The sequence below is a fragment of the Micromonospora sp. AMSO31t genome (assembly GCF_008868175.1).
GTDB lineage: Bacteria > Actinomycetota > Actinomycetes > Mycobacteriales > Micromonosporaceae > Micromonospora.
Genome location: NZ_WBKT01000068.1, coordinates 17,825 through 29,228, shown reverse-complemented (window position 1 = coordinate 29,228; position 11,404 = coordinate 17,825). Strand labels below are relative to the sequence as shown.

Below are 11,404 nucleotides of genomic sequence, written 5' to 3'. Positions count from 1 at the left end.
AGCCCTGCCAGACCAGCCACGCGCCCCCGATCTCCGCCACCGCGGCCAGCGCGAACAACACGAGGGAACGCAGAACCGTCACCCCGCGACCCTAACCAGACCCCCACCCCCGAACGGCACGCGTACGACGGCGGGCCCCCGGTGATCCGGGGGCCCGCCGTCGTACGGGTCACTTGTCGAAGGCGTCGCGGACGTTGCGCCCGGCCTCCTTGACGTTCTGCCCGGCCTGCCGCGCCCGGGCGGTGCTCTGCTCGTTGGCGCCCTCGGCCCGCAACCGCTCGTTGTCGGTGGCGTCGCCGATCCGCTCCTTGGCCGCGCCGGCCAGCTCCTGGGCCCGGCTCTTGGCCTTGTCGGTGAAGCTCATCCCGCCTCCTCGGCTCGTTCGGGCTTCCGCCGGTTGCGTCCCCGGTGCCGGTCCCCCCAAACGTTGTGCGGGGGCGCACACCCCGTAAGGCATCCTAGGAAGATAGGTTCCAGCGCTGGCGGGTCCCGACGGCCGGGCCGTGGTTGACTGGGCGGGTGAGCGAGATCCTGCTGATCCGGCACGGCGAGACCACCTGGAGCGCCAGCCGCCGGCACACCTCGTACACCGACCTGGAGCTGACCCCCGACGGCGAGCGACAGTCCCAGGCGCTCGCCGTCGCGCTCGCCGGCCGGCGCTTCGTCCGGGTCCTGTCCAGTCCCCGGCAGCGCGCAACCCGCACCGCGCACCTGGCCGGGCTCACCGTCGACGCCACCGACCCCGACCTGGTCGAGTGGGACTACGGCGCCTACGAGGGACGCACCACCGTGGACATCCACGAGGAGAACCCCCGCTGGAACATCTGGACCGACGGCTGCCCTGACGGGGAGTCACCGGCCGAGGTCGGCGCCCGGCTCGACCGGGTGCTCGACCGGGTGGCCCCCCTGCTGGAGCGGGGCAGCGTCGCGCTGGTCGGCCACGCACACAGCCTGCGGGTGCTCGGCGCACGCTGGATCGGCCTCCCCCCGTCCGCGGGCGGGCTGCTGCGGCTGGACACCGCCACCGTCAGCGTGCTCGGCCACGAGCACGGCCGGCGGGTCGTCCTGCGCTGGAACCAGCCGGTCCCGCAGACGACCACGCCCGGCCCCGAACGGGCCGCTCGGCACTGATCCGCGGCGGCCGGTTCCCGTCGGGGCGGCAACACCCGCCGCGCAGTCGTGCCGGGAGCAGCCGCACGGACCACCGGCTCCGGTTCAGCCTCCATGCCGAACCGGAGCCGGTCGTGGGCGGCCCGGCGCTCGCCGTCAGAGGTAGCGCGAAGCCTCGTCGAGGAAGCGCTGCGCGTACCGGTCCGCCGGGATGTCCCCGAGGTAGTACTTCTTGAGGTCGCGGCGGGCGGCGGCGAGCGGGTCGCTGCCCAGAAAGTCGTCGAGGACGGCGTCGAGTCCCTGCAGCCGGCCGCCGTGGGCGTCGATCACGTAGGCCGCCCGCGCGAGCGGGAACGCCTCCGGGAACCGGGCCCCCGGCACCGAGACGGCGACCATCACGAAGGGCTTCTCCGAGTAGAGGTAGTCCGCCACCACGCTCGACACGTCCGACACCATCGCGTCCGACGCGTTGAAGCAGTCCGCCACCGTCATCGACACCTCGGCCTCGGCGCCGAAGACGTGCGGCCGTCCGTTCGTCCGCCGGTCCTCGGCCAGCAGCGTCCGGATGCGGTCGCACTCGCGGGCCAACTCGGCCGACCGCCGGCTGTACGGATGCGGCCGGAACACGACGCTGCACCCGCGAGCCACGAGCGCCTTCACGATGTCGTAGCCGACCAGCAGGGACGAATAGTTCGAGTCGGCGTAGAAGCCGGCCCACGTCGGGGCGTACAGGACCCGGGGGCTGGCGATCGAGCCGATCGGCTCGGTGGCGATGGCGACGTTCTCCACCTGAGGGCGCCCGACGATCGTGAACATCTCCGCCGGCATGCTCACCCCGTTGGCCGCGAACCGGTCGATCGCGGCCTGACCGGCGACAAAGTTCTTGTCGTAGATCCGGAAGACCGGGTTGTGGCTCGGGACCTTGTCGCTGTCGCCGTGGTTGAGCTGGATGTGCTTGAGGTTCGTGTACCGGAGGACGTGGTTGTTCATCGTCGCCGTGTTGACGTAGAAGGCCGCCCGCAGCGACGGGGCGATGACGTCGTCGATCTGGTTCAGCCCCATCCGCAGCACCACCGGGGCCTTGGTGAGACCCGTCACCTCGTGGAAGTTGGTCTGGTTGCGTACCAGCACGAAGAACTTCCGGCCGAGGCGTTCCAGGTAGGGCAGCCACATCGCGAGCTGGTAGGCGGTGCCGGCGGGCGCGTTCCAGTGCACGAGGAAGGCCGGCTCGTAGGCGGTCAGCGCGGCAAGGAGCTTCGCCTCCCGGCTGCGCCGCGCCCGCACCCTGCGCAGCGCCTGCAACCCGGTGAGCAGGGTCAACCCGAGTGCCGCTGCCGCCACCACCAGCGCGACCCACCCGACGAGGCCGGTGAACGCGCAGACCAGCGCCGCCACCACGGCGACGCCGTTGGCCAGCGCCACCCGGCTCAGGTTGGGGCTGCGGTCCGCCCCCGAACCGCTTCCGGGCAGGTTGGCCGCGACGGGGTAGACCGCCTCGGACACGGAGGCCAGCAGCGGTTCGCTGAGAATCGCCAGGCCGGCGACGGCGACACCGACGGCCAGGGCCGGGTCGAGACTGCCGTGCACCGCGCCGAGCAGGTACGCGCAGGCGAGCAGGAGGATGCGCCCCGCGACGGCGGTCCCGGCGGCCGCCGAACCGCCGCGCCACATCCAGGCCAGCAGGGCGAGCGCGAGAACGGCCGGGGGAAGCGCCCAGAGGCGGGAGCTTCCCACCGCCGCCAGCAGCAGGGCGGCAAGCGCCGTCACCTCGACCACCGAGGCGGGAAGCCGCTCGCCGGCGGCCGACGTCCGCGCCTCCGCGAGCCATCCGCTGAACCGGGACCGGCCCGGCCTCGAAACGGTCATCGCCCGATCCCCGCCGACCAGGGGCCGGCACACCGCAGCCGCCCCGCCCGACCCCGGCAGGTTGCCAGGAACTTCTGTCGCAACGCCAACTCCTTCTCCAACTGGCTCACCCGCCCACCGGGCCCCCACGGCCCGGTGGACGATGGTTCACAGCGTAGGCGGACGCCGGCGGACCACTTCGAGCCCTGCGGCCCGCCGACGCACGCGCGCACTCACCTGCCGCCGCCCGGTGACCTCCGTCCCGGGCCGGCCGCGAAGGTGATCTTCGCTCGCTCGGGCGCGGTCAGCCCGGCTGCGGGCCCGCCGACCCGGCCGGGACACCACGGAGCCGGTGCTGGTCCACCGGATCCGGGCCGACCTTCGGGGGGCGATGCTCGTACGGGGTGGAGAGCACCACGGTCGTGCGGGTGGTGACGTTCGCGGACGTGCGGATCTCCTGCAGCACCCGCTCCAGGTCCGCCGGGCTGGCCACCCGCACCAGCAGCAGGTAGAAGTCCTCCCCCGCCACCGAGTAGCACGAGTCGATCTCCGGCAGGTGGGCCAGCCGCTCCGGGGCGTCGTCCGGCTGCGAGGGGTCGAACGGCCGGATCGCCACGAACGCGGTCAGCGGCAGCTCCAGCGCCTCGAACGAGACGCGGGCCGCGTAGCCCTTGATGACCCCGCGCTGCTCCAGCCGGCGGACCCGCTGGTGCACGGCCGACACCGACAGCCCCACCTTCTCGGCCAGGTCCGTGTACGACAGCCGACCGTCTCCGGTCAGTGCGGCGACGATGGCGCGGTCGATCTCCTCCACGCGGTGCAACCTACCTGGAATAGCGCTCCCACGCCGCACCCGGCCCGCCGCCGTGACGCTGCGCGGGCCGGCTGTCGCGCACCGCGTCGATCAGCCCCTGGCCAGGGACCGGGAGATGACCAGCCGCTGGATCTGGTTGGTGCCCTCGACGATCTGCAGCACCTTCGCCTCGCGCATGTACCGCTCGACCGGGTGGTCGGCGACGTAGCCGGCGCCGCCGAGCACCTGCACCGCGTCGGTGGTCACCCGCATGGCCATGTCGGTGGCGAACAACTTCGCCTTCGCCGCCTCGATCGAGTACGGCCGGCCGGCGTCGCGCAGCCGGGCGGCGGCCAGCGTCAGGGCGCGGGCGGCGGAGATCTGGGTGGCGTGGTCGGCCAGGGTGAACCCGAGCCCCTGGAAGTCGAGGATCGGCCGGCCGAACTGCTGGCGCTCCCGGGCGTAGCCGACGGCGTAGTCCAGGGCGGCCTGGGCCAGGCCGACCGCGCAGGCGGCGATGCCGAGCCGGCCCGAGTCCAGCGCCGACATGGCGATGGTGAAGCCGGCCCCCTCACCGCCCAGGAGCCGCTCGGCCGGCACCCGGGCGTCGTCGAAGGCGATCTGGGCGACCGGCGAGGCGTGCAGGCCCATGGTGCGCTCGGCGGCCTGCGGGTGGATGCCGGGGGTGTTGCGGTCGGCCAGCAGGCAGGAGATGCCCTTCGGGCCGGGGCCGCCGGTGCGGCAGAAGATGTTGTAGAAGTCGGCGACCCGGGCGTGGGTGATCCACGCCTTGGTGCCGGAGACCACGTAGTCGTCGCCGTCGCGGACCGCCTTCGTGGTGAGCGCCGCGGCGTCGGAGCCGCCCTGCGGCTCGGAGAGGCAGTACGCCCCCAGCAGCTCGCCGCCGATCATGTCGGGCAGCAGCTTGCGCTGCGCGTCGGTGCCGAACTGGGCGAGGGGGTAGCAGGACAGGGTGTGCACGCTGACCGCCTCGGCGACCGCGAGCCAGCGGCTGGCCAGGATCTCCAGCACCTGGAGGTAGACCTCGTACGGCTGGGCGGCGCCGCCGTGCTCCTCGGCGTAGGGCAGGCCGAGCAGGCCGGCCCGGCCCAGGGTGCGCAGCACCTCACGGGGGAACTCGGCGCGCTCCTCGAAGCCGGCGGCCCTGGGGGCCAGCTCCCGGTCGGCGAGTTCGGTGGCGAGGTCCAGCAGGTCGTGGGCCTCGTCGGTGGGGAGGATCCGGTCGACAGTCATAGCGCGATGAGCTCCGTGGGGGTGGTGTTGAGCCGCTGCCCGCCGTCCGTCGTGCAGACGACGATGTCCTCGATCCGGGCGCCGTGCCGCCCGGCGAGGTAGATCCCGGGTTCGACCGAGAACGCCATGCCGGCCTCGATCGGTCGGGGGTTGCCGGCCACGACGTACGGGTCCTCGTGGGTGTCGAGGCCGATGCCGTGCCCGGTGCGGTGCAGGAACGCGTCGCCGTGACCGGCGGCCGTGATGAGGTCGCGGGCGACCGCGTCGAGCGCCTCGGCGGTCACCCCCGGGCGGACGGCCGCCACGGCGGCGCGCTGCGCCTCGTGCAGGACCGTGTAGTAGTCGGCGAACTCGGCCGGGGCGGGGCCGCCGGCCACGTAGGTGCGGGTGCAGTCGGACCGGTAGCCGGCGGGCATGGTGCCGCCGATGTCGACCACCACCGGCTCGCCCGCCCGGATCGGCCGCTCGCCGGTCTGGTGGTGCGGGCTGGCGCCGTTCGGGCCGGCGGCCACGATGACGAAGTCGACGCGGACGTGCCCGGCGGCGCGGATGGCGGCGGCGATCTCCGCGGCCACCTCGGCCTCGGTCCGGCCGGGGCGCAGCCACTCCCCCATCCGCCGGTGCACCGCGTCGATCGCGGCGCCCGCCTCGGCCAGGGCGGCCACCTCGGCGGGCGACTTGCGGATCCGCAGCTCGCGCAGCACCTCGGAGGCGAGCCGCTGGGCCGCCTCGGGCAGCGCGGCGCGCAGGGCGAGCACGTGCTCGGCCCACATCCGGTCGGCCAGCCCGACGGCGGCGGCCGGGCCGGGCAGCGCGGCCCGCACCAGCGGGAACGGGTCCGTGCCGTCGGCGTGGTCGACGATCCGGTATCCGGCGCCGGGCGCGGCCTCGGCGCCGGGGCGCTCCAGCACCGGCACGATCAGCGTGGGCTCACCCTGGGCGGGGACCACCAGGCAGGTGAGCCGCTCCCCCTCGTGGGCGTCGTAGCCGGTGAGGTAGCGCAGGTCGGAGCCGGGGGTGAGCAGCAGCGCGTCCAGCCCCGCGGCGGCGGTGGCGCGCTGGGCGGCGGCCAGCCGCTCGGCCGGGTAGAGCTCGTCGGTTCCCACCCCCAGAGCTTAACGGTCGTTTGGGCGGTCGCGGGACCCCGGTGGCCGCTCAGACCCCGGCCATCCGGTCCGCCTCCGGCTTGGTGAGCCCGGACGCCTGGAGCAGCTCGCCGACCACGATGAACACCTGCGAGGCGACGATGGTGCCGGAGAAGCCGAGCCCCGCGGCCCGAGCCCGGCGGGCCGCCTCGGCGGCGTGCAGCGCTCGGGACCGGGCGATCTCGGGGGTCCGGCCGGCCAGGAAGTCGCGGTGCAGCAGCCGCAGCGACTGGCCGAAGGTCTCGACCGCGGCCGGCAGGTCCGCCGGCACCGGCTCCCGCGCGTCGAGCAGCGCCACCACCCGGCGGACCATGTTGCGGCTGTTCGTGAACGCCAGTTCCAGGTGCGTGGCGGCGTGCTCGTAGCGGCGCAGCTGGGACCGGCGCCGCCACCGCCAGGGGGACAGCGACGCGACCTCCGCGGCCGCCGCCACGATCTCGGTGGTCTGTCGTCGCTCCGCCTCGGCGGCCTGGAGCCGCTGCAACGCCGCGTCGGCCCGGCCCGGATCGCCGGCCGCGAGGGCCTCGGCGGCGACGGTCAACTGGTGGGCGAACAGGTCGAGGGTGGGACCGGCGGCCCGGTGCACCACCCGGACCGGGTTCAGCGGCAGCAGGAGCAGCGCCACCAGCACGGCCACCCCGCCACCGACCAGCGCGTTGGCGGTCCGCGGCACGGCCAGGTCCGGTCCGGCGGGCTCGACCGTGCCCAGCAGGACGGCGGTGCTGCCGGCCTGCACCATCACGGCCCCCGCTACCGCGGAACACCACCGCCGCCGAGATGGCCAGCGCGACGACCAGCCCGGTCTGCACGGGCCCGTTCCCGATCACCTGGATGATCACGTCACCGACGAGCACCCCGAGGATCACCCCGCCGAGCAGTTCGGCGGTGCGGCGTACCCGGTTGCCGATCGCCGCGGCGATGGTGCCGACCGCGGCGGCGGGCGCGAACAGCGGCTGCGGGTTGTGCAGCAGGGTGTTGGCGACATACCAGGACAGCCCGGCCGCCAGCCCGGCCTGGAGGGCCACGATGAAGTACCGGCGCAGCCGCTCGTAGGCCTCCTGCACGTGCCGCCGGGCGACGGTCACCACGCCGGTCACGGCGCGTCCCGGCGGGCCGGGCGCCACCGGCGGTACGGCCGGGGTGCGGTCACGCTCCCCTCTACCCCGGCGGCGCTCCGGTAGTCCCGGCGGCACCCCGTCAGGCGCCGGCGGCCTCGGCCCGGAGGTCCTCCTCCGACGCGCCGCGCCGCCAGTAGCCGGCGAAGGTGACCCGGCGGCGGTCCAGGCCGCGCTCGCCCACCAGGTGCCGGCGGACCGACCGGACCATGCCGGCCTCGCCGGCGATCCAGGCGTACGGGGCGGCGCCGGGCAGCCGGGCGCCGCGCAGCGTGTCAGCCAGCAGGCTGCCCGGTGTCGTGGCGCCCCGGACCAGCCAGGTCACCTCGGCGCGGGCGTCGCTGGGCAGCGGCTGGATGTCGCCGGCCGTGGGGACCTCGACGAAGGCCCGGACCGGGGTGCCGGCGGGCAGCCAGTCGAGGATCCCGCCGACGGCCGGCAGCGCGGTCTCGTCGGCGACCAGCAGCACGGAGTCGGCGCCGGTCGGCGGCTGGAAGCGCACGGTGCGCTCGTCGGGCACGGCCGGGCCGAGCAGCAGCACCCGGTCACCCGGCCGGGCCCGGCCGGCCCAGCGGGTGGCCGGGCCGGTGTCGCCGTGCCGGACGAAGTCGATGTCCAGCTCGCCGAGCTCCGGGCGCTGCGCGCGGATCGTGTAGGACCGCATCACGGCCCGGACGGCGGGGTCCAGGGCCCGCCAGGCCCCGTACCAGTCCTCGCCCGCCCCGACCGGGACGACCGGGGCGTCCTGGCCGGGGTGCGGCAGGAAGACCGAGACGCTCTGGTCGCGGCCGCCGCCCGCGAACTCGCCGAGGTCGTCGCCGCCGAAGGTGACCCGGACCAGGCAGTCGCCGACCGCCCGGGTGGCGGCCACCCGGGCGGCGTAGAACCGGTAGCGCAGGGCGACCGCGGTGGTCACGCGGTGACCTTCTTCGCGCCCCGGATGGCGGTGGCCAGGTTCTCCAGCAGCGGGGCGGCGCCGGCGTACGAGAAGCGGGGCACCGCGTCCCACGGGGTGACCTGGTTGGCCTTTACCGCCGGCAGCTGCGCCCAGGTGGGCTTGGCGGCGAGGTCCTTGGGCTGCAGGGCGGTGGGGCGGTTGTCGAGCAGGATCAGGTCGGCCGGGAACTTGGCGGTGTTCTCCCAGCTCAGCGCCTCGAAGTAGTCGCCCTGTTCGAGCTTGGTCGGCACCACGATGTCGACGCCGAGTTCGGCGAAGTACATGAGGTCGGTGCTGACCTTGGGGTTGGAGACGTAGAACAGGTCGGGGCTGCCGGAGGCGGCCATCACCCTGATCCCCGGGTTCGCCTTGACCGCCTGGCGGACCGCGTCGGCGGCGGCGGTGAACCGGGCCTTCGCGTCGGTGACCTTCTTCGCGTCGAGGTCGGCGCCGAGGGAGCGGGCGAGTTCGGCGTACCGCTCGATCGGCTTGGTCATCGGCACGCGCGCGGTGGTGATGGCGACGCTCGGTGCCAGCGGGAGGATCTTCGCCTTGCTCTCGTCCGGGACGTACCAGAGCGCGCCCGGGTCGTACATGTGGGTGACCAGCAGGTCGGGCCGGAGCCCGGCGTACTTCTCCAGGTTGAACTCGCCCCAGGCGTTGCCGAGGATCTCGACCTGCTCGACGTTCAGGTCGCCGGCCTGCGGCTCCTTGCTGCCGTCGGCCTTCTTCGTCTCGCCGAACACGCCGACGATCTGCGTGTCGAGTCCGAAGTCGACCAGGGCGGCGGCCACCCCGGTGAAGGCGACGATCCGGGACGGTCGGGCGGCGGCGTCGACCTTCTGCTGCCGGTCGTCCGTGAACGACCAGGGGCCGCCGGTCGGGCCGGCGCTGGTGGCGGCGTCGTCGCCGTCCTTGCCGCAGCCGGCGAGGAGGGCGCCGAGGCCGGCGGCACCGGCGGCGGCGAGGAGGCCACGGCGGGAGAGCCGGCGGCTGGACACGATGTCGGGCATGGCGACGTCTTTCGGTACGGGTCTGCGAACGACCATGGACAGCTAGGTTAGGCTAACCTAACCCACGTTCCCGTCAAGGCCCTTCCTGCCCCCGGAGCCCACGCTGTCCGTCATCACCCCACCCCGAAGCGGCGCCGTCGCCGCCCCGGCGCCCGGCCGCCGCCGGCTTCGGGCCGGCGGGCTCGCCCTCGGCGTGCTGCTGCTCGCCGCGGTGGCCGTGCTCAGCCTCGCCCTCGGCGCGAAGCCGCTCTCCCTCGCCGACGTGTGGCACGGCCTCACCGACCCGGCCTCCCCCGAGTACGCCGTGGTGCACCAGGGACGGCTGCCCCGCACCCTGCTCGGCCTCGCCGCCGGCGCGGCGCTCGGCGTCGCCGGCGCGGCCATGCAGACGCTGACCCGCAACCCGCTCGCCGACCCCGGCCTGCTCGGCATCAACGCGGGCGCGTCGGCCGCGGTGGCCACCGCCACGGCGCTGCTCGGTGTCGCCGACCTCGACCAGCAGGTCTGGTACGCGCTGCTCGGCGCCGCCGCGGTGACCGTCGCCGTGCACGCCATCGCCGGCGGCCGGCAGGCCACCCCGGCCCGGCTGGCCCTGGCCGGCGCGGCGCTCAACGCGGCCCTCTACTCCTACGTCAGCGCCATGATGCTGGTCGACAGCACCTCGCTGGAGCGCATGCGGTTCTGGACCGTCGGCTCCCTCGCCGCCGCGCGCACCGACACCGTGCCGAGCCTGCTGCCGTTCGTCCTGGCCGGGCTGGTGATCGCCCTGCTGGTGACCCGCCCGCTGGCCGCCCTGGCCCTCGGCGACGACTCCGCCCGGGCGCTCGGCGCCCGGCCCGGCCTGGTCCGCGGCGCGGTGATCGTCGCCGTCACGCTGCTCTGCGGGGCGGCCACCGCCGCATGCGGGCCGATCGTCTTCGTCGGCCTGCTCGCCCCCCACCTCGTACGCGCCCTCACCGGGCCCGACCCGCGCCGGCTGCTGCCCTGGTGCGCGGTGTTCGCACCGGCGCTGCTGCTCACCGCCGACGTGGCCGGCCGGCTGCTGGGCCGCCCCGGCGAACTCCAGGTCGGCCTGGTCACCGCCGTGGTCGGCGGGCCGCTCTTCCTGCACCTGGTCCGGCGCGGACGGGTGGGCCGGCTGTGATCGTGCTGCGCCTTCCCGGCGGGCTGTCGCTGCGCCTGCGCCCCCGCGCCCTCGTCGTCGGCCTGGCCGGCACGCTGCTCGCCCTCGGCCTCGCCGTGCTGGCCGTCGGCGCCGGCGACTATCCGATCGCCCCGGCCGACGTGCTGCGCGTCCTCGCGGGCGGCGGCAGCCCCGCCGACCGGTTCATCGTCACCGAACTGCGACTGCCCCGGCTCGCCACGGCCCTGGCGGCCGGCGCCGCCCTCGGCCTGGCCGGCGCGGTGTTCCAGTCCCTGACCCGCAACCCGCTGGGCAGCCCCGACGTCCTCGGGGTCACCTCCGGCGCCGCCACCGGCGCGCTGACCGTGGTCGTCGTCGGCGGCGGCAGCGCCGCGCTGGCCGGGGCGGCCGCCGCCGGCGGGCTGGCCACCGGCCTGCTGCTCTACGCGCTGGCCGGCCGGCACGGCGTCGGCGGGCACCGGCTGGTGCTGGTGGGCATCGGCGTCACCGCGATCCTCACCGGCGTCAACGGCTGGCTGCTCACCCGCGCCCCGCTGATGGACGCCGCCCGCGCCGCGCTGTGGATCACCGGCAGCCTGGACGGGCGGGGCTGGGCGAACGCCCTGCCGGTGCTCGGCGCGCTCGCGGTGCTGCTGCCCGCCGTGCTGCTCGCCCGCGCCCCCGCGCTGCGGCTGCTGGAGATGGGCGACGACTCCGCGGCCGGGCTCGGCGTGCCGGTGCGCCGGGTCCGGGCGGCCGCGCTCGGCTCGGCCGTGCTGCTGGTCTCGGTCGCCGCGGCGGCCGCCGGGCCGGTGTCGTTCCTGGCGCTGACCGCGCCGCACCTGGCCCGCCGGCTCACCCGCGCGCCCGGACCGAACCTGCTGCCGTCGGCCGTCGTCGGCGCGGCCCTCCTGCTCGCCGCCGACCAGCTCGCCCAGCACGCGGTGGCCGGCCGGCAACTGCCCGTCGGCGTCGTCACCGGCGTGCTCGGCGGCGGCTACCTCGCCTGGCTGCTCGCCGGTGAACGCGGGGGCCGGCGATGACCGGCCCCGACGAGAAGGGAACCCTG

Annotated in this window: 11 protein-coding genes and 2 pseudogenes; 3 read left to right on the top strand and 10 right to left on the bottom strand. The window is 75.4% G+C overall.

What is annotated here, in order from left to right; genetic code table 11:
• Positions 1-82 (bottom strand): annotated as a pseudogene (locus F8274_RS16900) (hypothetical protein); the annotation flags it as partial.
• Between the two features lie 87 nt (positions 83-169).
• A complete protein-coding gene (locus F8274_RS16895) occupies positions 170-364 on the bottom strand; it encodes a CsbD family protein (protein WP_151463354.1) in 195 nt (64 codons plus the stop codon).
• A 155-nt stretch (positions 365-519) separates the two neighbouring features.
• Here F8274_RS16895 and F8274_RS16890 point away from each other — a divergent pair, with 155 nt between their 5' ends.
• Positions 520-1,131, top strand: a complete 612-nt coding sequence (locus F8274_RS16890) for a histidine phosphatase family protein (RefSeq protein WP_151463353.1) — start codon at positions 520-522, stop codon at positions 1,129-1,131.
• A gap of 135 nt (positions 1,132-1,266) precedes the next feature.
• Here the strand turns inward: F8274_RS16890 and F8274_RS16885 are convergent, their stop codons facing one another.
• From F8274_RS16885 to F8274_RS16855, 8 genes and pseudogenes are all read right to left on the bottom strand, one after another.
• The gene (locus tag F8274_RS16885; RefSeq protein ID WP_151463352.1) at positions 1,267-2,976 is read right to left on the bottom strand and encodes a CDP-glycerol glycerophosphotransferase family protein; all 1,710 of its coding nucleotides are present in this window, start codon (positions 2,974-2,976) and stop codon (positions 1,267-1,269) included.
• A 283-nt stretch (positions 2,977-3,259) separates the two neighbouring features.
• Positions 3,260-3,769 carry an Lrp/AsnC family transcriptional regulator gene (locus F8274_RS16880; protein WP_151463351.1) on the bottom strand — a complete coding sequence of 170 codons (510 nt, stop codon included), beginning with the start codon at positions 3,767-3,769 and terminating at the stop codon, positions 3,260-3,262.
• Between the two features lie 90 nt (positions 3,770-3,859).
• Complete coding sequence (locus tag F8274_RS16875; RefSeq protein WP_151463350.1) at positions 3,860-5,002, bottom strand: acyl-CoA dehydrogenase family protein; 1,143 nt, start codon at positions 5,000-5,002, stop codon at positions 3,860-3,862.
• Entirely contained in the window at positions 4,999-6,114 is a 1,116-nt protein-coding gene (locus F8274_RS16870) for a Xaa-Pro peptidase family protein (RefSeq protein WP_192579867.1), read from the bottom strand. The genes F8274_RS16875 and F8274_RS16870 overlap by 4 nt, the downstream gene beginning before the upstream one ends.
• Before the next feature lie 43 nt (positions 6,115-6,157).
• On the bottom strand, positions 6,158-6,886 hold the full coding sequence (locus tag F8274_RS31990) for a hypothetical protein (RefSeq protein ID WP_225853835.1): 729 nt from the start codon (positions 6,884-6,886) through the stop codon (positions 6,158-6,160).
• A 70-nt stretch (positions 6,887-6,956) separates the two neighbouring features.
• A pseudogene (locus F8274_RS31985) lies at positions 6,957-7,172 on the bottom strand (FUSC family protein); the annotation flags it as partial.
• Positions 7,173-7,344: 172 nt separating this feature from the next.
• Positions 7,345-8,178 carry a siderophore-interacting protein gene (locus F8274_RS16860; RefSeq protein ID WP_151463348.1) on the bottom strand — a complete coding sequence of 278 codons (834 nt, stop codon included), beginning with the start codon at positions 8,176-8,178 and terminating at the stop codon, positions 7,345-7,347.
• Positions 8,175-9,212: an ABC transporter substrate-binding protein gene (locus F8274_RS16855; protein WP_151463347.1), complete on the bottom strand. Its 1,038-nt coding sequence runs from the start codon at positions 9,210-9,212 to the stop codon at positions 8,175-8,177. Before F8274_RS16855 ends, F8274_RS16860 begins: the two co-directional genes overlap by 4 nt.
• Before the next feature lie 85 nt (positions 9,213-9,297).
• On the opposite strand from F8274_RS16855, the gene F8274_RS16850 reads away from it, so the two are divergent.
• Both F8274_RS16850 and F8274_RS16845 read left to right on the top strand, forming a co-directional pair.
• Positions 9,298-10,356 (top strand): FecCD family ABC transporter permease, encoded by a 1,059-nt coding sequence (locus F8274_RS16850; protein WP_370518242.1) that lies wholly within the window; start codon positions 9,298-9,300, stop codon positions 10,354-10,356.
• Entirely contained in the window at positions 10,353-11,378 is a 1,026-nt protein-coding gene (locus F8274_RS16845; protein WP_151463345.1) for an iron chelate uptake ABC transporter family permease subunit, read from the top strand. Before F8274_RS16850 ends, F8274_RS16845 begins: the two co-directional genes overlap by 4 nt.
• Positions 11,379-11,404 lie beyond the last annotated feature (26 nt).

Bases quoted from the DNA above. Each gene is read 5' to 3' on its own strand.
- F8274_RS16885 (WP_151463352.1), bottom strand. From the start codon at position 2,976: ATGACCGTTTCGAGGCCGGGCCGGTCCCGGTTCAGCGGATGGCTCGCG.
- F8274_RS16855 (WP_151463347.1), bottom strand. From the start codon at position 9,212: ATGCCCGACATCGTGTCCAGCCGCCGGCTCTCCCGCCGTGGCCTCCTC.
- F8274_RS16875 (WP_151463350.1), bottom strand. From the start codon at position 5,002: ATGACTGTCGACCGGATCCTCCCCACCGACGAGGCCCACGACCTGCTG.
- F8274_RS31990 (WP_225853835.1), bottom strand. From the start codon at position 6,886: ATGGTGCAGGCCGGCAGCACCGCCGTCCTGCTGGGCACGGTCGAGCCC.
- F8274_RS16895 (WP_151463354.1), bottom strand. From the start codon at position 364: ATGAGCTTCACCGACAAGGCCAAGAGCCGGGCCCAGGAGCTGGCCGGC.